The organism is Xanthomonas campestris pv. phormiicola, assembly GCA_025666215.1.
In the GTDB taxonomy this organism is placed as follows: domain Bacteria; phylum Pseudomonadota; class Gammaproteobacteria; order Xanthomonadales; family Xanthomonadaceae; genus Xanthomonas_A; species Xanthomonas_A campestris_A.
The window spans coordinates 4,697,665-4,718,397 of the sequence record CP102593.1; the positions used below are offsets into that span (position 1 = coordinate 4,697,665).

The 20,733-nt window shown below is 71.0% G+C and carries 18 protein-coding genes; 13 read left to right on the forward strand and 5 right to left on the reverse strand.

Annotated features, from left to right (window positions below):
• Window positions 1–439 precede the first annotated feature (439 nt).
• Both NRY95_19835 and NRY95_19840 read right to left on the reverse strand, forming a co-directional pair.
• Window positions 440–1,684 carry a putative DNA modification/repair radical SAM protein gene (locus tag NRY95_19835; protein UYC15912.1) on the reverse strand — a complete coding sequence of 415 codons (1,245 nt, stop codon included), beginning with the start codon at window positions 1,682–1,684 and terminating at the stop codon, window positions 440–442.
• Window positions 1,685–1,787: 103 nt separating this feature from the next.
• Window positions 1,788–2,594: a dioxygenase gene (locus NRY95_19840; GenBank protein UYC15913.1), complete on the reverse strand. Its 807-nt coding sequence runs from the start codon at window positions 2,592–2,594 to the stop codon at window positions 1,788–1,790.
• A gap of 180 nt (window positions 2,595–2,774) precedes the next feature.
• Between NRY95_19840 and NRY95_19845 the strand changes: the two genes are divergently transcribed.
• A complete protein-coding gene (locus NRY95_19845) occupies window positions 2,775–3,680 on the forward strand; it encodes a LysR family transcriptional regulator (protein UYC15914.1) in 906 nt (301 codons plus the stop codon).
• Window positions 3,681–3,822: 142 nt separating this feature from the next.
• Entirely contained in the window at window positions 3,823–4,392 is a 570-nt protein-coding gene (locus NRY95_19850; GenBank protein ID UYC15915.1) for a flavodoxin family protein, read from the forward strand.
• Window positions 4,393–4,494: 102 nt separating this feature from the next.
• On the opposite strand, the gene NRY95_19855 is transcribed toward NRY95_19850, so the two are convergent.
• Both NRY95_19855 and NRY95_19860 read right to left on the reverse strand, forming a co-directional pair.
• On the reverse strand, window positions 4,495–4,830 hold the full coding sequence (locus tag NRY95_19855; GenBank protein ID UYC15916.1) for a DUF2834 domain-containing protein: 336 nt from the start codon (window positions 4,828–4,830) through the stop codon (window positions 4,495–4,497).
• Window positions 4,831–4,873: 43 nt separating this feature from the next.
• Window positions 4,874–5,773 carry a LysR family transcriptional regulator gene (locus NRY95_19860; protein UYC15917.1) on the reverse strand — a complete coding sequence of 300 codons (900 nt, stop codon included), beginning with the start codon at window positions 5,771–5,773 and terminating at the stop codon, window positions 4,874–4,876.
• Between the two features lie 108 nt (window positions 5,774–5,881).
• On the opposite strand from NRY95_19860, the gene NRY95_19865 reads away from it, so the two are divergent.
• The 11 genes from NRY95_19865 to NRY95_19915 all read left to right on the forward strand — a co-directional run bounded on the left by NRY95_19865 (window position 5,882) and on the right by NRY95_19915 (window position 17,695).
• On the forward strand, window positions 5,882–6,964 hold the full coding sequence (locus tag NRY95_19865) for an aldo/keto reductase (protein UYC15918.1): 1,083 nt from the start codon (window positions 5,882–5,884) through the stop codon (window positions 6,962–6,964).
• A 241-nt stretch (window positions 6,965–7,205) separates the two neighbouring features.
• Window positions 7,206–8,201 carry an aldo/keto reductase gene (locus tag NRY95_19870; GenBank protein ID UYC15919.1) on the forward strand — a complete coding sequence of 332 codons (996 nt, stop codon included), beginning with the start codon at window positions 7,206–7,208 and terminating at the stop codon, window positions 8,199–8,201.
• 96 nt (window positions 8,202–8,297) lie between these two features.
• Complete coding sequence (locus NRY95_19875) at window positions 8,298–8,999, forward strand: glycosyltransferase (protein ID UYC18649.1); 702 nt, start codon at window positions 8,298–8,300, stop codon at window positions 8,997–8,999.
• A gap of 122 nt (window positions 9,000–9,121) precedes the next feature.
• The gene (locus NRY95_19880; protein ID UYC15920.1) at window positions 9,122–9,529 is read left to right on the forward strand and encodes a GNAT family N-acetyltransferase; all 408 of its coding nucleotides are present in this window, start codon (window positions 9,122–9,124) and stop codon (window positions 9,527–9,529) included.
• 109 nt (window positions 9,530–9,638) lie between these two features.
• Window positions 9,639–10,655 (forward strand): ketoacyl-ACP synthase III, encoded by a 1,017-nt coding sequence (locus NRY95_19885; protein UYC15921.1) that lies wholly within the window; start codon window positions 9,639–9,641, stop codon window positions 10,653–10,655.
• A gap of 1 nt (window position 10,656) precedes the next feature.
• Window positions 10,657–11,634, forward strand: a complete 978-nt coding sequence (locus NRY95_19890) for an NAD-dependent epimerase/dehydratase family protein (protein UYC15922.1) — start codon at window positions 10,657–10,659, stop codon at window positions 11,632–11,634.
• Between the two features lie 154 nt (window positions 11,635–11,788).
• The gene (locus tag NRY95_19895) at window positions 11,789–12,637 is read left to right on the forward strand and encodes an MBL fold metallo-hydrolase (protein ID UYC15923.1); all 849 of its coding nucleotides are present in this window, start codon (window positions 11,789–11,791) and stop codon (window positions 12,635–12,637) included.
• Window positions 12,630–13,811 (forward strand): ATP-grasp domain-containing protein, encoded by a 1,182-nt coding sequence (locus NRY95_19900; protein UYC15924.1) that lies wholly within the window; start codon window positions 12,630–12,632, stop codon window positions 13,809–13,811. The genes NRY95_19895 and NRY95_19900 overlap by 8 nt, the downstream gene beginning before the upstream one ends.
• On the forward strand, window positions 13,808–14,917 hold the full coding sequence (locus NRY95_19905) for a hypothetical protein (GenBank protein UYC15925.1): 1,110 nt from the start codon (window positions 13,808–13,810) through the stop codon (window positions 14,915–14,917). Before NRY95_19900 ends, NRY95_19905 begins: the two co-directional genes overlap by 4 nt.
• Before the next feature lie 478 nt (window positions 14,918–15,395).
• Window positions 15,396–16,592, forward strand: a complete 1,197-nt coding sequence (locus tag NRY95_19910; GenBank protein ID UYC15926.1) for a GGDEF domain-containing protein — start codon at window positions 15,396–15,398, stop codon at window positions 16,590–16,592.
• An 89-nt stretch (window positions 16,593–16,681) separates the two neighbouring features.
• Window positions 16,682–17,695: a Rieske 2Fe-2S domain-containing protein gene (locus tag NRY95_19915; protein ID UYC15927.1), complete on the forward strand. Its 1,014-nt coding sequence runs from the start codon at window positions 16,682–16,684 to the stop codon at window positions 17,693–17,695.
• Here the strand turns inward: NRY95_19915 and NRY95_19920 are convergent.
• Window positions 17,685–20,687, reverse strand: coding sequence for an EAL domain-containing protein (locus tag NRY95_19920; protein UYC15928.1), 3,003 nt, complete (start codon window positions 20,685–20,687; stop codon window positions 17,685–17,687). The genes NRY95_19915 and NRY95_19920 overlap by 11 nt on opposite strands.
• Window positions 20,688–20,733 lie beyond the last annotated feature (46 nt).

Genomic DNA, 20,733 nt, shown 5'->3' on the forward strand with positions numbered 1-20,733 from the left:
AAAGACCACAGCACAACCGCCACTGCAGCTACCGCCATTGCCGCCGCCATTTCTGCTGTTGCTGTTGCTGTTGCTGTTGCCGGTGATTTTGCTGTTGAAACGTCCCGCCTTAAAGCGAGCCGAGCACCGCAGTGGCGAGCGGCCGAAGAGGCGCCCCTGTTTGAGCGAAGCGAGTTTGGGCGCCGTCCCGAAAAGGGGATAAATTCCGCTCGCCGCGAGGAGCGCAGGGCAACGGTGCGGCTGTATCGCACCGGCTCGTGTCGGGCGGGAGCGGTTTTGGTTACTTTTGCCAAGACAAAAGTGACTCGCGCCGACCGGCGCGAAAGCTCTTGATCTTGCTGTTGCTTCAGCTACTGCCTCTGCAGTTGCAGTTGCAGTTGCGGTCGCAGCTGCGGCCAGCAGCGCAACAACCCAGCCCCCACAGCGCCACAGCACAGAGTCAATCAAACAACCCACCCTGCCGCGGCGACGGCGCCAACTGCGCCCGCAACCGCTGCGGATCGTCCAAGCGCCGCCGCGGATGATGATCCGCCACACTGACGAACGGCAGCACCTTCTTCATCGGCATCCGCAACCGCGCCAGATCCTCCACCCGCAACCGCGCATGCCGCCGCGACAGCAACAACCGCTCCACATTGCGCGTGCCCAGCCCCGGCACCCGCAACAGCATCTCCCGCGCCGCCGTATTCAGATCGACCGGAAACCGCTCCGGATGCCGCAATGCCCAGGCCAGCTTCGGATCCACATCCAGATCGAGCATCCCGCTGGCCGCCTCCGGCGCGATCTCCTCCACCGAGAAATCGTAGAAGCGCAACAGCCAGTCGGCCTGATACAGACGATGCTCGCGCTGCAACGGCGGCGCCTGCAGCGGCAATTTCGAGGACGCATCGGGGATCGGACTGAACGCGGAATAGTAGACCCGCCGCAACCGGTAATTGCCGTAGAGGTTGTGGCTGGTGCGCAGGATCGCGCGGTCGTCGGCGCCGTCCGCACCGACGATCATCTGCGTGCTCTGCCCGGCCGGCGCGAACCGCGGCGGCTTGGCGCTGAGCTTGCGCTCGGCCTTGCGCGCCTCCTTGCTTTCCTCGATGCGCCAGCGCAGCTCGCCCATCGCCGCGCGGATGCCGCCGACGCTCTTTTCCGGCGCCAGCCGGGTCAGGCCCTGTTCGGTCGGCAGCTCGACATTGATGCTGAGCCGGTCGGCGTAGCGCCCGGCGGCGGCCAGCAGTTCCGGCGCCGCATCGGGGATGGTCTTGAGATGGATGTAGCCGGCGAAGCGGTGCTCCTCGCGCAGCTGCCGCGCCACCTCCACCAGTTGCTCCATCGTGTAGTCGCTGTTGCGGATGATGCCGCTGGACAGGAACAGGCCCTCGATGTAGTTGCGCTTGTAGAAATCCAGGGTCAGCTTCACCACCTCGGCCGGGGCGAAGCGCGCGCGGCGCACGTTGCTGGAGACGCGGTTGACGCAGTACGCGCAATCGAACACGCAGAAGTTGGTCAGCAGGATCTTCAGCAGCGACACGCAGCGGCCGTCGGGCGTATACGAATGGCAGATGCCCATGCCCTCGGTGCTGCCGATGCCGCCACTGCGCAGCGAATGGCGCTTGTCCGCGCCGCTGGAGGCGCAGGAGGCGTCGTATTTGGCCGCGTCGGCGAGCACGGCGAGCTTTTCCAGGGTATTCACCTGGGTACGATGCCCGCCTGCCGTCTCAGCATGTGAGACGGCAATGCGTGATCGCCTGCATTGCGATGAACCGCTCAGGCAGCAACGCCGGCGTCCGGCCGGATCACGCAGCCGCGCGCTGCGCCCGGCCGTCGAACCGATAGCTGTCCATCGTCATCACCCCGGCGGCGATGCCCGCATCGATGCGCTGCGCGCCCAATCCGCCCTCGCCGGCCGCGCCCATCGCGAAGTAGATCGGCAACCAGTGCTCGTCGGTCGGATGCGCGCGCTCGGCGAACGGCGCCTGGCGGCGGTAGTCGAGCAAGGCCGGCAGGTCCTCGCGCAGCAACGCCCGCTCCACCCAGTCGATGAACGGGCCCACATAGGGCGCCTGCTTGCCTGGAGCGTAGCGGCCGAAGTCATGCATGTTGTGGGTGATGCTGCCCGAGCCGATCAGCAGCACGCCGTCGTCGCGCAGCGGCGCCAGCGCGCGCCCCATCGCCAGCTGATGCGCCGGGCCGAGTTCCGGCTGGATCGACAACGGCAGCACCGGGATGTCGGCCTGCGGGTACAGCAGCGACAACGGCACCCACACGCCATGATCCAGGCCGCGGCGCTCGTCCACGTAGGGCTGCAGCCCGGCGCGCTCGAGCCGCTCGGCGACTTCGCGCGCCAGCGCCGGCGCGCCCGGCGCCGGATACTGCATCTCGTGCAATTCGCGCGGGAAGCCGCCGAAGTCGTGGATGGTCTGCGGCTGCGCCGCCGCGCCGACCAGCGGCCGCCGCGCCAGCCAGTGCGCGGACGCCACCACGATCGCGCGCGGACGCGGCAGCGCGGCCGCCAGTTCGGCCAGCCGCGTGCCGACCGGGCCCGGATCCAGCGCGGTCATCGGCGAACCATGCGAGATGTACAGCGAGGGCAGACGGGACATGACGGATTCTCCAGGAGGATGCGGCGCGGCGTGCGCCGATCGGGACGTTGCCGGGGCCGGCCGCACCGGCACGCGCGGCCCTGGATCGGTACGGCCACGGCGGCAGATCCACAGGGTATTTCCGCCGCGAGGGCAGATAAATTACCCTCCAACCGGATATCTATTTCAGGAACGGCAACAATGGATACGCTGGAGGCGATGCGCGTGTTCGTCACCGTGGTCGACCGCAACGGCTTCAACGCCGCCGCCGATGCGCTGGGCATGTCCACCCCCAGCGTCACCCGGCAGGTGGCCTGGTTGGAGAAGCGGCTGGGCCTGCGCCTGCTCAACCGCACCACCCGCCGGGTCAGCCCGAGCAGCGTCGGCACCGCCTATTACCAGCGCTGCCAGGTGTTGCTGGCCGAGTTCGACGACATGGAAGCGGCGGTCGGCGAACAGGCCTTGACCCCGTCCGGCACGCTGCGGATCAATGCGCCCTTCAGCTTCGGCATCGCCCGGCTGGGCCCGCGCCTGGCCGGCTACCGGGCGCGCTACCCGCAGGTGGCGCTGGACCTGTCGCTGTCGGACCGGCTGGTGGACATCGTCGAGGAAGGCTACGACATGGCGATCCGCATCACCCGCCAGGTGACGCCGACGCTGATCGCGCGCAAGCTCGGCGAAGTGCAGGTGCATCTGTACGCCGCGCCGGCCTATCTGCAGCGGGCCGGCACGCCGCGCCTGGCCGCCGACATCGCCGGCCACGAATTCCTGACCTACAGCTACATGCCGCTGGACGAGATCGCCCTGCATGGCCCCGACGGCGAGACCCGGATGCAGGTGCGCGGCGGGCTGCGCGCCAACAGCGGCGACGTGCTGCGCGAGGCCGCCATCGCCGGCATGGGCCTGGTGCTGCAACCGGACTTCATCGCCCAGGACGCGCTGGACGACGGCCGCCTGGTGCGGGTGCTGGCCGACCACCGGCTCGCCCCGATCGGGGTCTACGCGGTGTACGCCAGCCGCAGCCATCTGGCGCCGAAGGTGCGCAGCTTCATCGACTACCTGGTCGAGGTCGGCATCGAGCGCGAGATGCACGCCGCCGCGCCCTGACGCGGCGCCCGGCTCGCCTGGGGCCGGCGTGGCGCAGGCACCGGTCGGACACAACATCCCGCGCGTGGCGCTGATCGCAGCGGCGGCACACGCGCACAATGCCAGCGCTTCGCTCCCTCCCCTTCCTCTCAGGAGTCCGCCCATGAGCAAGATCGCGATCGTCTATTTCAGCGGCTACGGCCATACCGTCAAACAGGCCGAAGCCGTGCACGCCGGCGCCGCCAGCGTCGGCGAGGCCACGCTGTACCGCATCGATGAGGACGGCAACCTGCCCGACGCCGCCTGGGAAGCGCTCGGCCACGCCGATGCGATCGTCTACGGCAGCCCCACCTACATGGGCGGCCCGGCCTGGCAGTTCAAGAAGTTCGCCGACGCCAGCTCCAAGCCGTGGTTCTCGCAGGCCTGGAAGGACAAGGTGGCCGCCGGCTTCACCAATTCGGCCTCGCTCAACGGCGACAAGTTCTCCACCATCGAATACTTCTGGACCCTGTCGCAGCAGCACGGCCAGGTCTGGATCGGCACCGGCCTGCTGCCGGCCAACACCAAGGCGCACGGCCCGGCCGACATCAACTGGACCGCCGGCTCGGCCGGCGCGCTGGCGATCTCGCCGTCGGACGCCTCGCCGGAGGAAGCGCCGCGCGCCGGCGACCTGGAAACCGCCCGCCTGCTCGGCAAGCGCGTGGCCGAATACGCGGCCAAGCTCAAGGGCTGAGCCGCATGACGGCGTCGCCACCGCAACGGTGGCGACGCGACCACCCTGGCAGCGCATCGTCGTCAGCAACGCACGCCTTGCCGCACGGCCATGCCGTCTCGGTCACGTCCCATTGCCGGCGTTGCGGGCAACCGCCAGCTGCCGCTCGCGCATCCACAGGAACAAGGGCAGCGCCAGCGACACGCCGACCGTCAGCAGCGCCACGAGCGGCAGCCAGCGCCTGCGCATGCCCAGGCGATGGCCCTCGGCCAACACCAGTGCGATCACCGCCACGGCCGCGACCAGCACATCGCACCAGGCGAACAGCGATGGCGGCGAGGCCGCGATCTGGCGCAGCAACAAGGGCAAGTCGAGCCCGTAGTGCTGCAGCCAAGGCCAGAAGGCCGCGAGCGGCAACACCGTTCCGACCACGCACAATCCCAGGTAAAGGCCACGCATCGCGCTGGCTCCCGCAACGAGTCGAGTCAGCGCGAGCTTAACCTCACCCCGGCGCGTTCGCCGCGCGCATGTGGTCGATGAACGCGCGCAGCTTCGGCGCCAGGTGTTCGCGCGCCGGGTAGTAGAGGTAGAAGCCGGCGAAGGGCTGTTGCCAGTCGTCGAGCACGCGGACCAGGCGGCCGGCGGCCACGTCCTCGGCGACGACCGATTCGAAGCCCTGCGCCAGGCCCAGCCCGGCCAGCGCGGCGGCATGGGTCAGGGCGCTGTCGTTGAACACCAGCGTGCCGGTCACTTCCACCTCGAAATCGCGGCCGTCGCGGGTGAACTCCCAGGCCATGCGCCGGCCGTTGCTCATGCGATGCACGATGCAGTCGTGCTCGACCAGGTCGGCCGGCGTCTGCGGCGGCGGATGGCGCCGGAAATAGCCCGGTGCCGCACAGATCACCTGGCGCTGCATCGGCCCCAGCGGCACCGCGATCATGTCGCGCGCCAGGCACTCGCCCAGGCGGATGCCGGCGTCGAAGCCCTCGGCCACCACGTCCACCAACGCCGAATCCACGCACAACTCCACTTCGATCTGCGGATAGCGCGCCAGGAACGACGGCAGCCACGGCATCACCAGCTGGTCGGCCACCACCAGCGGCAGGGTGATGCGCAGGCGCCCGGCCGGGCGCTCGCGCACCGTGTCCAGGTCCAGGAACGCGGCCTCGATCTGCGCCAGGCCCGGCCGTACCCGTTCCAGGAAGCGCGCGCCGTGTTCGCTCAGCGCCACCCGCCGCGTGGTCCGGTGCAGCAGGCGCACGCCCAGCTGCGCCTCCAGCGCGCGCACCGTCTGCGACAGCGCCGAGGCCGAGACGCCGAGTTCGTCGGCGGCGCGGGTGAAGCTGGCGTGGTGGGCGACGCGGGCGAAGGCGACCACGGCAGGCAGGGGACTGGCGGCCATTGTGAAGCTCAACTTCAAGGAAGATGAAGACTATGCCAGTTTATCGTCTTGGTCGGGCGGCGCATCCTGCGCCTCCCGCGGTTCCGATCCGCTCGCCAGGAAGCTCCCATGTCGCTCGACCACTACCGCCTGCTCGGCCGCTCCGGCCTGCGCGTCAGCCCCATCTCGCTGGGCACGATGACCTTCGGCAACGACTGGGGCTGGGGCGCCGACGCCGCCGAAGCCAGCCGCCTGTTCGCGCGCTATGTCGAGCTTGGCGGCAATTTCATCGACACCGCCAACACCTACACCAACGGCAGCTCCGAGACCCTGCTCGGCACCTTCGCCGAAGGCCGCCGCGACCGCCTGGTGATCGCCAGCAAGTACACCCTCAACCCCTTCCCCGGCGATCCCAACGGCGGCGGCAACCACCGCAAGAACCTGCTGCAGTCGGTGGAGGCCAGCCTGAAGCGGCTGCGCACCGACTACCTGGACCTGCTGTACCTGCACATCTGGGACGACACCACGCCGGTGGAGGAAGTGATGCGCGGCTTCGACGACCTGGTCCGTGCCGGCAAGATCGTCTACGCCGGCATCTCCGACACGCCGGCCTGGCAGGTGGCGCGGATGCAGACCCTGGCCGACCTGCGCGGCTGGTCGCCGCTGGTGGCGCTGCAGATCGAATACAGCCTGGCGCAGCGCACGGTCGAAGCCGAGCTGGTGCCGATGGCCGAGGCGCTCGGGCTCGCGGTGCTGGCCTGGTCGCCGCTGACCATGGGCATCCTGACCGGCAAGTACAGCCGCCAGGACCTGGCCGCGGTGCAGCGCCGCGCCGCCGACGGCCAGGCCGGCGCCGAACGCGGCGACGCCGCGCATGCACACGAAATGCTGACCGAGCGCGCGTTGGACATCGCCGATGTGGTCAAGCAGGTCGCCGCGGAGATCGGCCGTTCGCCGGCGCAGGTGGCGCTGGCCTGGCTGCTGCAGCGGCCGGGCGGCGGCGCGATCCCGATCGTCGGCGCGCGCACCCTGGCGCAGCTGGACGACAACCTCGGCGCGCTGGAGCTGCAACTGGACGCGGCGCAGTTGCAGCGGCTGGACGCGGTCAGCGCGGTGGCGCATCCGTTCCCGCACGCGTTCGTGCGCCTGCCGATGCCGCGGCACCTGGTGTCCGGCGGCACCCGCCTGCGCCCGCGTACGCCGGCGATCTGAACCGCGGCGCCGACGCGTGACCGAACGCGGCACTGACTGTGCGCAAACGTCGGCCATGGCATGGTCGGCGCCTGCGCAGATCGCGGCGCGGCGGCACGTTTGCAGGATCGGACAAGGATCCTGCGCGATCGCGATAACCCACCGCCGCGCCGCGCCCGCATCCTCCCTGCCCCGCGACGACCGCGTCCGCGCCGCGTCTTTTCTTCTCCCGTCCCTCCCACTTCGCAACAGGAGTTTCCCGATGCAAACCCGCACTCTCGGCCGCAACGGCCCCCGCGTGTCCGCCCTCGGCCTCGGCTGCATGGGCATGAGCGCGTTCTACGGCGGCCGCAGCGACGATGCCGCCGCGATCGCGGTGATCCATGCCGCGCTCGACCACGGCGTCACCCTGATCGACACCGCCGACATGTACGGCCCGCACACCAACGAAGTGCTGGTCGGCAAGGCCCTGGCCGGGCGCCGCGAGCAGGCGTTCCTGGCCACCAAGTTCGGCATCAAGCTGGACCCGAACGATCCGGCCGCGCGCGGCGTGGATGGCCGCCCCGAGTACGTGCAGGCCGCCTGCGAGGGCAGCCTGCAGCGCCTGGGCGTGGACCACATCGACCTGTACTACCAGCACCGGGTGGACCCGACCGTGCCGATCGAGGACACCGTCGGCGCCATGGCGCGGCTGGTGGAACAGGGCAAGGTGCGCTTCCTGGGCCTGTCCGAGGCCGCCGCCGGCACCATCCGCCGCGCGCATGCGGTGCACCCGATCACCGCGCTGCAGAGCGAGTACTCGCTGTGGTCGCGCGACCCGGAGAGCGACCAGGTGCTGGACACGGTGCGCGAGCTGGGCATCGGCTTCGTGCCGTATTCGCCGCTGGGCCGCGGCTTCCTGACCGGGGCGATCCGCTCGCCGGAGGACTTCGAGGCCGACGACTATCGCCGCCATTCGCCGCGCTTCCAGGGCGAGAACTTCGCCCGCAACCTGCAGCTGGTGGAACAGGTGCGCACCCTGGCCCAGGCCAAGGGCGTGACCCCCGGGCAGCTGGCGCTGGCCTGGGTCCTGGCGCAGGGCGAGGACCTGGTACCGATCCCGGGCACCAAGCGCCTGGCCTACCTGGAAGAGAACCTGGGCGCGCTGCAGGTGACGCTGAGCGCCGAGGATCTGGCGCAGATCGAGGCGATCTTTCCGACCGACGCCGCCGCCGGCACCCGCTACCCGCCGGCGATGATGGCGACGCTGCAGCGCTGACCCGCTGCTCCGATCCGGCCGTGCGCGCCTGCGGCCGGCCGGGACGCGGCGCGGGCCGATTTGCCCGCGCCGCGCCGGCGTCGCATGATGCCGGACGTGATCTCGTTCATCGTTCCCGCCCACGACGAAGCCGCCCTGATCGGCGACACCCTGGCGTCGCTGCATATCGCCGCCGAAGCCTTGCGCCTGGACTACGAGACCCTGGTCGTCGCCGACGCCTGCAGCGACGCCACCGCGCAGATCGCGCGCCGCCACGGCGCGCAGGTGCTGGAGGTGCAGTTGCGGCACATCGCCGCCACCCGCAATGCCGGCGCCGCCGCCAGCCGCGGCCGCTACCTGCTGTTCGTCGATGCCGACACCCGCGTCAACACGCCACTGCTGGCGGCGGCGCTGCGCGCGCTGCACACCGGCGCGGTCGGCGGCGGTGCGCAGGTGCAGCTGCTCGGCAACGTCGCCTGGCACGAACGCGTGGCGCAAGCCCTGTTCGGCTGGTTGTTCCGCCGCACCGGCATCGCCCCCGGCTGTTTCCTGTTCTGCACGCGCAGCGCGTTCGACGCCGCCGGCGGTTTCGACGAACGCTATTACGCTGGCGAGGACGTGGCGCTGAGCCGCGCGCTGGCGCGGCGCGGCCGCTTCGTGATCCTGCGCGAGCCGGTGCATACCTCCGACCGCAAGCTGCGCAGCTTCAGCAAGCGCGAGCACCTGGGCCTGCTGCTGCAGTTGCTGCGCCGCGGCCGCGGCATGCTGCGCTCGCGCGACGCGCTCGGCTTCTGGTACGGGCAGCGCCGCGGCCGTTAGGGCGCGCCGCCCATGTCCGCACAGGTTGCGTCGGGCCGGCAAAGCGCTTGCGCCCAACGCGGGCGACTTCCTACTCTCTGCCAATGGGCGAGAACAGCAACCTGGAGATCAGGAATGCGGCGATGGCGGACCGGCAGGCGATCGTGGCGCTGATGGCGGCGCTGGACTATGCCGGAACCGAGGACTTCATCGCGGCGCGCCTGACGCAGCTGCTGGCGCATCCGGACGAGGCCTTGCTGGTGGCCGCCGCGGGAGGTGACGTATTGGGTGTGTTGTCGCTGCATTTCATGCCGCAGTTGGCATTGGCCGGCGACATCTGCCGCATCAGCTATTTCTGCGTGGACGATCGCGCGCGCGGCGCCGGGGTGGGACAGCGCTTGCTGGCGGAAGGCGAGGCGCTGGCGCGGCAGCGCGGCTGCGACCGCCTGGAGGTGCACTGCCATGGCCGGCGCGAACGCGCGCACGCCTTCTATCGGCGGGAAGGCTTTGCCGAAGCGCCCAGATATTTCGCCAAGTCGCTGCGCGATTGAGGACTGTCTGAGGTCGCCAGCCGCAGGCGGCGGTGCGATCTTCCCGAGCGCGGTTGCCGGCGTCGATCCGCTGGCAGTACGCTGCGCCCCCCTTGCGCGAGCTTTGGCAATGACCGTCGACCCCAGCAGGCCCATCGCGGTGCGCATCCTCGGCACGGGCGACTATCTGCCGGCGCGGCAAGTGGCCTCGGACAGCTTCGACCAGCGCTGGGGCAAGCCCGCCGGCTGGACCCTGCGCCACGCCGGGGTCGGCGTGCGCCACTACGCCGGCGCCGACGAACCGGCCTCGCTGATGGGCGAACGCGCCGCGCGCGCGGCGCTGGCGGCGGCGCAGCTCGAACCGGACCAGGTCGATTGCGTGATCTCCGCCTGCAGCCTGATGGAGCAGGCGATCCCCTGCAGCGCCGCGCTGCTGCACGCGCGCCTCGGCCTGCAGGGCAGCGGACTGGCCGCATTCGACATCAACGCCACCTGCCTGAGCTTCGTCGCCGCACTGGACCTGGCCGCCTGCGCGATCGCGGCCGGCCGCTACCGGCGCGTGCTGATCGTGTCCAGCGAGATCGCCAGCGTCGGCCTGAACTGGGACGACGTGGACACCGCGCCGCTGTTCGGCGACGGCGCCGCGGCGGTGGTGCTGGGCGCGGACAGCGGCGACAGCGGCTCGCAGCTGCTGGCCGCGCACCTGGAAACCTATTCCGAAGGCATCGCGCATTGCCGGGTCCGCGCCGGCGGCACCGGTCTGCGCCTGGAGCACGGCATCGACGCGTTGCGCGCCGGCTCGCTGTTCGAAATGAACGGGCGCGCCACCTACCGCCTCGCCGCGGCGCAGTTGCCCGGGTTCCTGCAGCGGCTGCTGGACAAGGCCGGTGTCGAACTCGCGCAGTTGCAGCGGATCGTGCCGCACCAGGCCAGCGCCAAGGCGCTGCGGCACCTGCAGGTCGCGCTGCGGCTGACGCCGGGCACGCTGGTCGATGTGATCGGCGCACGCGGCAACCAGATGGCCGCCTCGATCCCCAGCGCACTGCATCAGGCCATCGCCGACGGCCGCATCGTGCGCGGCGACCTGATCGGCCTGGTCGGCTCCGGCGCCGGGCTGGCGTTCGGCGGCGCAGTGCTGAGGTACTGACATGGCGCGCATCCTGGTCACCGGCGCCTCCGGCTTCATCGGCGCGCACATCGTCCGCGCCCTTGCCGCCGACGGCGCGCAGGTCCGCGCCAGCGGCCGCAATGCCGCCGCCCTGGCCGCCTTCGCCGGCGACCCGCGCATCGACGTGGTCCGCGCCGAACTGTGCCGCGACGATCTGGCAGCGTTGCTCGCTGGCTGCGACGCGGTGATCCACTGCGCCGCGCTGTCCGCGCCTTGGGCCCGCGCCGAGCTGTTCCGCCAGGCCAACGTGGTCGCCACCGAGCGCCTGCTCGCCGCCGCGCAGCGCGCGCAGGTGCGCCGCTTCGTGTATTTCAGTTCGCCGAGCATCTATTTCCGCTTCGCCGACCAATACCAGGTCCGCGAAGCGTTCACTCCGCCGGCGCGCTGGATCGGCGGCTATCCGCAGACCAAGTGGGAGGCGGAGGAAAAAGTGCGCGCCGCCGCCGCGGCCGGGCTGCCGGCATTGGTGCTGCGTCCGCGCGCGGTGTTCGGCCACGGCGACAACGCGATCGTGCCGCGGCTGCTGGCGGTGGCGCAGCGCGGCTGGTTCCCGCTGGTGCACGGCGGACGCGCGATGATCGACGTGTGCTGCGTGGAGAACGCGGTGGCCGCGGCGCTGGCCGCACTGCGCGCCGAACACCTCGGCGACGGCCGCGCCTACAACATCAGCAACGGCACGCCGATCGCGGTGCGCGACCTGCTCACGCAGCTGTTCGCGGCGCTGCAGCTGCGCGTGCGCCTGCTGCCGGTGCCGCGCCGCCTGGCCCTGGCGCTGGCCAGCGTCGGCGAGCAGATCGCCTTGCGCCGGCGCGGGCAACCGGAGCCGCGGCTGAGCCGCTACGGCATCGGCGTGCTCGGCTACTCGCAGACGCTGGACATCGGCCGCGCGCGGCGCGAACTCGGCTACGCGCCGCTGCTGTCCACCGAGGCCGGGCTGGCCGCTCTGGCGCGCAGATGAGCCAGCGCCGGCAAGCTCCTGTCCAACCCCCGGCCTACGCGGGCGCATGCGCCTTTGCACGTGTGGGAGGGACTTCAGTCCCGACGCGACTGGCCCGCCAGAGCGCCGCGGCCGAACCATCGCCCACGCATCGCGCGGCCAGGCGAGCACACGCATGAGCGCACCGACGCTGCACTGGCGGCTGTACGAAGCCGGGCACTGCACCCATCCCGAACGCGCCACGCGCCGCGGCGCGGCGCTGACGCCGTGCCAGTTCCCCGCGCTGGCGGCGCTGCTGCAGCATCCGCTGCATGGCAACCTGCTGTTCGACACCGGCTACTCGCAGCATTTTCTCGACGCCACCGCGCGCTTTCCCGAGCGCCTGTACCGCGTGCTGACGCCGGTGCATCTGGCGCCCGGGCAATCGCTGCGCGAACAGCTGGCCGCCGACGGCATCGACGCGGCGGCGATCGACTGGCTCGTGCTGTCGCATTTCCATGGCGACCACGTCGGCGGCGTGGCCGATTTCGCGCAGGCGCGCATCGCCTGCGCGCAACAGGCCTGGGACGACCTGCAGCGGCGCGGGCGGCTGGCGGCGCTGCGCGAAGGCTTCCTGCCGGCGCTGCTGCGCGGCGCGCGCGCACGCATGCACTGGTTCGAGGCATTGCCGGCAGGCGCGGCGCCCGCGGCGCTGCGCGGCTTCGGCACGCTGCGCGACCTGTTCGGCGACGGCAGCGTGCTGCTGGTGCCGCTGCCGGGGCACGCGCCCGGCCACTACGGACTGTGGTTCGAGGACGCGCACGGGCCGGTGTTCCTGGTCGCCGATGCGGCCTGGTCCAGCGCCGCGATCGCCGACGGCACGCCGCCGCCGGCGCTGGTCACCCAGCTGCTCGGCGAGCACCGCGTCTACCGCGACACGCTGGCACGGCTGCACGCGCTGCGCCTGGCCGAACCGGCGCTGCGCATGGTGCCCTCGCATTGCCGGCAATGGCGCCCGGCCGCGCACCGGAGCGGCGATGCCTAGCGCGCCGGCGGTGCTGATCACCGGCGCGCGTGCGCCGGTGGCGCTGGACCTGGCGCGCCGCTTCGCCGCGCAGGGCTGGCGCGTGCACCTGGCCGACAGCGTGGCCTGCCGCATTTCCGGCTGGTCGCGCGCGGCCAGCGCCAGCCATCGCATCGCTTCGGCGCGTTACGCAGCGACCGCCTACATCGCCGACCTCAACGCGCTGGTCGCGCGCGAGCGCATCGCGCTGTTGCTGCCCACCTGCGAGGAGGTGTTCTACCTGGCCCGCTACCGGCAGGCGCTGCCGGCGCAGCTGGACGTGCTGGTGGACGCGTTCGACACGCTGCGCACGCTGCACAGCAAATGGCGATTCCTGCAACTCGCGCGCACGCTCGACGCCGACGTGGACGTGCCGCACAGCGCACAGGTGCGCGACCTGGCGCAGGCGCGCGAATGGGCCGGTACCGCGCCGCTGGTGCTGAAGCCGGAATACTCGCGCTTCGGCGTGCACGTGCGCGTGCATCCGCACGGCCTGCCCGCCGCCGCGCCGCCGCTGCCGGACCAGGGCAATTGGGTCGCGCAACGCTATTGCGCCGGCGAGGAACGCTGCTCCTACGCGGTGGCCCGCGACGGCGTGCTGCTGGCGCACGCGGTGTACCGCCCGCGCTACCGGCTGCAGCGCAGCTCCAGCTATTACTTCGACGCCGCGCCGGCGCCGCAGATCGAGCGCTTCACCGCGCAGCTGGCGCGCGCGCTGCGCTTCAGCGGGCAACTCTCCTTCGATTGGATCGTCTCGGCGCAAGGCCGCTACAGCGTGATCGAATGCAATCCGCGTGCGACCAGCGGCTTGCACCTGTTCGCCGCATCCGACCCGCTGGTCGCCGCGCTGGACGGCAGCCGCCGCGACCCGGCCGCGCTCGTGCGCCCGGCGCCGACGCGCGCGGCGATGCTCGGCCCGCTGATGCTCGGCGTCGCGCTGCCGGCCGCATTGCGTCATGGCCGACTGCGCCAGTGGCGCGAGGACTACGCCCGCGCCGACGATGTGCTCGCACCGCGCGGCGACCGGCGTCCGCTGGCCGGCGCGCTGCGCGACCTGGGCAGCCACGCGCGGCTGGCACTGGCCCAGCGCTGCACATTGCGCGAGGCCTCCACCCGCGATACCGAATGGGACGGCCAGGCCCTGCCGCCGCCATGAACGGCGCCGCCGAGGCCCGCATGGACTACGCCGTGCAGGCGCAGCGTTTCGCCGACCTGCATGGCGGCCGCGATGCGCAGGGCGTGGCCGGCAACCTGTACGCGCGCATCGAGATGTTGCAGGCCGGCGCGCTGTCGATGCCGGTCACGGTGAGCGAGGAGCGCGCGGGCAACGCCTGGGTGTGCTCGCCGCGCACCACCTATGCCGACTATGCCGCCGAGGAGGCCGCACGCCTGTTGCCGCCGGCAGTGGCCGCGCCGCTGCGCGGGCTGTGCGGCGGCATCGGCGCCTGGCTGGACTGGGCACGGATCGACCGTGCGGTCACCCTCAACAACTGGCTGCTGTCCACCAACCTGTACCCGCCGCTGCCGGCTGCAGGACTGGGCGCCCTGCTGGACGCCGCACGCGCGCGCTGGCCGGACCACGCGCTGTGGTTCCGCTCGTTGAACCGGGTCGATACGCCGCAGTGGCTGGACGCGCTGCAGGCGCAGGGCTTCACCCTGATCGGCAGCCGCCAGGTCTATCTGTACGACGACTGGCCGGCGCTGCTGCAGCACCGCGACCTGGCCCGCGACCTCAAGCTGACCGCACGCACCGACCTGCAGCGCTGCGGCAACGACGCCATCGGCGAGGCCGACTATCCGCGCATCGCCGCGCTGTACGCGCAGCTGTACCTGGACAAGTATTCGCGCTGCAATCCGGCCTACCACGCCGATTTCCTGCGCGCCTGGCACCGCGCCGGGCTGCTGCGCTTCGATGGCTTTCGCGGCGAGGACGGCGCCCTGGCCTGCATCACCGGCCTGTTCGGCATCGGCCGCACGCTGACCGCGCCGATCGTCGGCTACGACCTGCAGCAACCGCAGCGGCTGGCGCTGTACCGCACGCTCACCGCCTGCGGCTTCGAGCATGCGCTGCGCCACGGCCGCCGGCTCAACCAGAGCGCCGGCGCGGCCAGCTTCAAGCGCCAGCGCGGCGGCACCCCGGTGATCGAGTACAGCGCGGTGGACGCGCGCCACCTGCCGCTGCGCCGGCGCCAGCCGATCGCTGCGCTCGGCGCGCTGACCGAACACCTCGGCGTGCCGCTGATGCGCCGCTATCGGCTATGAGAAACCGGCACGCCGCGGCGGCTCCGATCGCAGCGGAAAAGCGCTAAAGGCGGCGCAACCGCCGCCGATAACACGGCAAGCTCAAGCGCCAGGAACCGGATGGACCGCATCGACCTTTCCGGTCGACGTGTTCCGCGCCGCCAAACCCACCCGGCATCCACGCGCACGCCATCATGAGCCGCAAAGGCGTATCGCATCCCGGAAGATTGCGGTCGAACGCAGCGGCAAACTCACGGATAACGGATATACGCAAGACCATGGTGTCAGGCCTGTCGCCCACAGCGCAGCGCGGAGGTTCGCATCATCGTCTGCAGCGCCAGGCGACGCCGCGATTTTCCGCAATTCCATCGCCCGGTGCAGCGTGGCGCATTGGAAACGCTTGCAGTGCGGCAACGGCCGCAATGGGCAGTTGGCATATTCTCGCTACCCCATACCGGGTAGTCTCTGAACATCGTTTGCGCCGCGGATCGGGGGACTTTTGGAATGGATCGCACACCTGGCTCACACTGGCACCTTGCTGCTCGTCAACGCATTATTGGCGGCGGTCTCCTCGGCGATGTTCCTCGCCCTGCATTTGACGCGACGCAAAGCCAAACACACCAGAGGCTTGCTGCTTCTTAGCCTGAGTTACGGCACATTCGCCGCAGGCTTCGGCGCATTGCTGCTGCCGCGCGCAGCGCCGGGGCACGCCGACCCGATGGGATTGATCGGCAATCTGACGATCGATCTCGCCACGGTCCTGACCCTGTTCGCGATGAACGCCTATCTGCGGCGGCCCTTGATCCAGTTCCGGATCCTGATTCCGGTGGCGGCGATCGCAGTCGCGGAGACCTATTGCCTGCGCGGCGACGGCAACGGCAACGATCTCAGGATCATGGTGATCTTCGGCTGCACGCTGCGCGGCCTGCTGACCGTTGCCACGGGCATGGCCTTGTGGCGCCATGCCGACGAAACCGTCCGGACCGCAGCCCGCTTCACCGCCGTCTTCCACTTCCTGTGGGCGCTCATGCTGCTGCTGCGCATCGCATGGTGGTCGACCCATCCGTCCGCGGACACGTCCTACGACCCGACCACGGTCTTCGGCTTGCTCTCGCGCATGGTGCTGACCGCGGTCATCACGCCTGGATTCCTGTGGATGCTGACCCACGAGATATATGCGGAATTGATCCGCCATGCGTCCCAGGACGCCCTCACCGGCGTCGCCAACCGGCGCGTCATGTGGGAAAAAGGCGAGTCGGCCACGCAACGGGCGCGCAACAGGCATGCGCCGGTCACGGTGCTGATGATCGACGTCGACAACTTCAAGACCATCAACGACCGCCTTGGCCACGCAGTGGGAGACCAGGTCCTGATCGCCATCGCCGACACGCTTGCGCGGCACATCCGCAGTCCGGACGTCCTCGCCCGGGTCGGCGGCGAGGAGTTCATGGTGCTGATTCCGCATGGCGACGAATCGGTGGTGCGCGACATCGCCGAGCGCTTGCGGCGCATGGTCGAACGTCAGCACATCGTGACCCCGTCCGGCACTTCGGTCGCCTGCACGGTCAGCGTTGGCTATTGCATTTCGACCCAGGCGCAGGTCGAGTGGCAGAAGCTGGTCGTCATCGCCGACCAGGCGCTCTATGCGGCCAAGCGCGGCGGGCGCAACCGGGTGACCGGAACGGTCGTCGCATAGCGCGTTGCCCGCGCTCAGGGATGCTGTCGGCCACACGGCGTGAGCTTGCGTCCAGACATCCAGGTACCGCGCATGCGACGCTATCGGCCATGACCGACTGGCATCCTTCGCTGTACCGACACTGGTTCGCCGTCGCCCGGGCCGACGCGCTGCGTGGGCGACCGCTGGCGGTGACGGTGATGGACCGGCATGCGGCGATCGCGCGTTGCGCCGATGGCAGCCTGCTCGCGCTGGAGGACCGCTGCCCGCACCGGCATGCGCCGCTGTCGGCCGGCTGCGCCAGCGGCGACGGCCTGGCCTGCCCCTACCACGGCTGGCGCTTCGGCCGCGACGGCGCGCTGCGCGAGATTCCCGGCATGCCGCCCGGACAGGCGCTGCCGGCGGTGCGGGTGCGCGCCTTCGCCGCGCGCGAACACGACGGCTTGATCTGGCTGCGCCCGGACCCCGACGGCGACGCGCACCCGGCGCAGCTGGTGCAGGACCTGCAACCGTCGGCGCGGCGCTTCCTGTGGCGCACGCGTTGGGAGGCGCACGTGGTCGATGCGCTGGAGAACTTCCTCGATCCGCTGCACACCCATCTGCTGCATCCGGGGCTGGTGCGCCGCGGCGGTGCGCGCACGCCGATGCGCGCCTGCCTGCAGACCGGCGCCGAGGGCTTCCATGTGGACTATGCTGGCGCCGCCGCGCAGAGCGGCTGGTTGTACCGGTTGTTCGAATCGCCGCGCACGCTGGAACGCGCGCATTTCGCCGCGCCCGGCACCGCGCAGATCGAATACCGCTATGCGCGAGGCGGCCGCGTGCGGATCAGCCTGCACTTCACCCCGGTCGGCATGCGCAGCACCGAGGTGTTCGCCAGCCTGCACGTGGACGGACGCTGGGCGCCGGCATGGGCGGTGCGCTGGCTGGTGTGGCCGCTGCTGCGCAAGGTCGGCGAGCAGGACCGGCGCATACTCGCCTTGCAGGCGCACAACCTGCGGCGTTTTCCTGGCGTGCGCGGCGCCTCGACCGCGCTGGATCTGGTCCGCGAACCGCTGCGCCGCTACTGGGACGGCGAACCGCTGCCCGCGCCCGGCGCGCAGCACGCCATCGACATCATGCTGTAGCTTTTTCGCGCGCGCCCAGCGCGTCGATCACCTGCGCCAGTGGCGCCGGACGCCCCAGCAGATAGCCCTGCACATGGTCGCAGCCTTGCGCACGCAGCCACTGCAGCTGCGCCTCGGTCTCCACGCCTTCGGCGACCACCTCCAGGCCCAGGCTGCGGCCGAGCGTCAGCAAGGCCTCGCAGATCGACGCGTTGCGCGCGTCGCGATCCACCTCGGCGACGAAACTGCGATCGATCTTCAACGTATCCAGCGGCAGGTCGCGCAGGTAGGCCATGCTGGAGAAGCCGGTGCCGACATCGTCCAGCGCCACGCCCACGCCAAGCGCACGCAGTTGCCGCAACACCTCCAGCGCCTGCTGCGGCTGCCGCATCAGGCTGCTCTCGGTCAGCTCCAGGTGCAGGCTGTCGGCGGCCAGGCCCGCTTCGGCGCAGGCCTGCACCAGGTCCGCGACCAGGTCGCCGTCGAAGAACTGCAGCGCCGACACGTTCACCGCCACCGGCAGCTCGGCCCAGCCGTGCTGCATCAGCTGGCGCCGCGCCTGCGCGGCGGCCTGCAACACCCAGCGGCCGAGCGGCAGGATCAGCCCGGTGTCCTCGCACAGCTGGATGAACTGGTCCGGGGCGATGCAGCTGCCGTCGGCCTGCGGCCAGCGGATCAGCGCCTCGAGCAGGCGCGGCGCGCCGCTGTCGGCGCGCAGGATCGGCTGGAAATGCAACTCGAACTCCTGCCGCGCGATCGCCTGATGGATGCGCCCGGCCAGGCGCAGGCGTTCGCCGATGCGCGCGGACATGCTGCGCTCGAAGCGGGCGACGCTGCGTCCATCGGCCTGCGCCGCATGCGCGGCCTGCGCGGCGCTGCCGATGGTCTCCTCGGCGCCCGCGGCATCGTCCGGGCACAGCGCCACACCGATGTGCGCCTGCAGCTGCTGGGTGAAGCCGCCGCCCTGCACCGGCGCGGACATCGCCTCGAGCAGCACCTGCAGCGCCTGCGGCAGCTGCTGCGGATCCAGGACCGCCAGCACGAAGTCCTGCGATGGCTGGTGCGCGGTCAGGCCGAAGCGTTCGCCCAGCCCACGCAGCCGCGCCGCCACCGCGCAGCGCACCGCATCGCCGGCGGCGCGGCCCAGGGTGTCGCCGATCAGCGCCAGCCCGCGCAACTGCACGTACGCCACCGCATAGCCCGCCTGCCCACGCGCATCCAGCGCCTCGGCCAGCGCGCGCGGATCGAGCAGCCCGGTGGTGACATCGTGGCTGGCGCGGAACGCCAGTTCACGCTCGTAGGCAACGCGCTGGCTGACATCCTCGGCCAGGATCAGGCGCGCCGGCACGCCGCCGAAGTCGACGTCGGCGCTGTGCACCCGCACCGACAGCAGGCTGCCGTCCTTGCGCCGATGGGTCCACACGCTGGGCGCATCGAAGCCGTCGCGCGGCTTGCGCACGTCCGCCAGCAGCCGTTCGGTCTCCCCCGGCGGGCGCAGGTCGAGCAGGGTCATGCCCAGGAATTCGTCGCGGCTGTAGCCGTACTGGCGGATCGCGGCCTGGTTCACTTCCAGGAAACCCAGGCTGTCCACCGCGAACAGCCAGAATGGCAGCGGGTTGCGCTCGAACACCAGGCGGAACTGACGCTCGGCATCGAACAGCCGCGCCTGCGCCTCGAGCCGTTCGCTGACGTCCTGCACCGCACCGGTCATGCACAGCCCGTCGCGGCCCTGCACCCGCGCACCGCGCGCGGCCAGCCAGCGCAGGCCGCCATCGGGCGAGTGCATGCGGTACACCACGTTGTATTCGCCGTCGCCGTGCAGCGCCTCGTCGTACAACTGCTCGACCCGCGCGCGATCGTCGTCATGCACCCGGGCCAGGAAATCGCTCAGGCGCATGCGTAGTTGCGGCGCTCCGAACAAGGTACCGCTCTGTTCGGCCAGCAGCAGGTCGCGCCGGTCGGCCTCGACCCGCCAGGTGCCGATGCCGCCCATCGCGTGCGCCAGACGCAGGTCCTCGTCGCCGCGGCGCAGGCGCTCCAGCAGCTGGCGCTGGCGGTCCTCGGCGCGGCGCAGGCTGCCCAGCAGGAAGGCGAACCCGAGCAGATACAGCAGATACCCCAGCGACGCAGCGCCGGCGAACCACCACCACGGTGCCAGCGCTTCGCGCACCGCCAGCCCGGACACCGCCAGCAACGGATAGTTGCGCCCACCACTGACCGCCAGCATGCGCGGCTGCTGGTCGAACATGGTGCGGTGCATGCCCAGCGCACTGCCCTGCGGCAGCCCACGCACCAGGCCCAACGGCAGCAGCACGCGGGTGCCGGTGGCGCCGGCAGCGGGACTGCTGGCCGCCAGCAGCAGGCCATGCGTATCGGTCAGTGCGACCACGCCATCGCGGCCGGCATCGACCCCGCCGACGACGCGCTGCAATGCCGCGACCCGCCAGCTCGCCACCACCCAATCGCCCGACGCCAGCGGCAACGCAAGGCGCACCACCGCTTCGCCATCGGCCAGGAGTTGATAAGGACCGACGTACACCTGATCGCCATTGCGGCGCGAGCCCAGCGCCCATTCGCGCACGTCCGGATCGCCCTCCGTACCGTAGCGGCGCTGGCCCTGCGCATCCAGCAACGCAATGCCGTGCAGTTCCGGATGGCGCAGCAGCACGCTGCGCAGCGATGCCTCGATCAGCGCCGGCGCGCGTGCCGGCGTGCCGGCCAGCAGCGCCTGCGCGCCCACGCCTTCGCCGCGCAGCACCTGGCTGAGGTTGTCCAGTTCCAACTGCAGCAGGCGGTCGGCGCCGGTCGCCAGCGCCAGGCTCTGCCGTTGCGCGGCGGCCAGGCGGTTGCCGCGGTCCTGCACCAGGACATAGGCCAGCCCGCAGGCCAGCAGCAGCGCCAACCCCGCGCCCCACACCAGGATCGCCTGCAACGGCGCCCGCAGCGCGCGCCGCAGGCGCTGCCTGAAGCGGACGTCGTGGCCCTTGTCGGCGGAAAGGAAGCGGGGCTGCATAGGTCCTGCATAGAGCGGCCTGGGCGTGGCGATCTTGACCCGGCGA

Excerpts from the sequence above, each read along its gene's own strand:
- NRY95_19840 (UYC15913.1), bottom strand. The coding sequence starts at position 2,594 with ATGTCCCGTCTGCCCTCGCTGTACATCTCGCATGGTTCGCCGATGACC.
- NRY95_19845 (UYC15914.1), top strand. The coding sequence starts at position 2,775 with ATGGATACGCTGGAGGCGATGCGCGTGTTCGTCACCGTGGTCGACCGC.
- NRY95_19850 (UYC15915.1), top strand. The coding sequence starts at position 3,823 with ATGAGCAAGATCGCGATCGTCTATTTCAGCGGCTACGGCCATACCGTC.
- NRY95_19855 (UYC15916.1), bottom strand. The coding sequence starts at position 4,830 with ATGCGTGGCCTTTACCTGGGATTGTGCGTGGTCGGAACGGTGTTGCCG.
- NRY95_19860 (UYC15917.1), bottom strand. The coding sequence starts at position 5,773 with ATGGCCGCCAGTCCCCTGCCTGCCGTGGTCGCCTTCGCCCGCGTCGCC.
- NRY95_19865 (UYC15918.1), top strand. The coding sequence starts at position 5,882 with ATGTCGCTCGACCACTACCGCCTGCTCGGCCGCTCCGGCCTGCGCGTC.
- NRY95_19870 (UYC15919.1), top strand. The coding sequence starts at position 7,206 with ATGCAAACCCGCACTCTCGGCCGCAACGGCCCCCGCGTGTCCGCCCTC.
- NRY95_19880 (UYC15920.1), top strand. The coding sequence starts at position 9,122 with ATGGCGGACCGGCAGGCGATCGTGGCGCTGATGGCGGCGCTGGACTAT.
- NRY95_19885 (UYC15921.1), top strand. The coding sequence starts at position 9,639 with ATGACCGTCGACCCCAGCAGGCCCATCGCGGTGCGCATCCTCGGCACG.
- NRY95_19890 (UYC15922.1), top strand. The coding sequence starts at position 10,657 with ATGGCGCGCATCCTGGTCACCGGCGCCTCCGGCTTCATCGGCGCGCAC.
- NRY95_19895 (UYC15923.1), top strand. The coding sequence starts at position 11,789 with ATGAGCGCACCGACGCTGCACTGGCGGCTGTACGAAGCCGGGCACTGC.
- NRY95_19900 (UYC15924.1), top strand. The coding sequence starts at position 12,630 with ATGCCTAGCGCGCCGGCGGTGCTGATCACCGGCGCGCGTGCGCCGGTG.
- NRY95_19905 (UYC15925.1), top strand. The coding sequence starts at position 13,808 with ATGAACGGCGCCGCCGAGGCCCGCATGGACTACGCCGTGCAGGCGCAG.
- NRY95_19915 (UYC15927.1), top strand. The coding sequence starts at position 16,682 with ATGACCGACTGGCATCCTTCGCTGTACCGACACTGGTTCGCCGTCGCC.
- NRY95_19920 (UYC15928.1), bottom strand. The coding sequence starts at position 20,687 with ATGCAGCCCCGCTTCCTTTCCGCCGACAAGGGCCACGACGTCCGCTTC.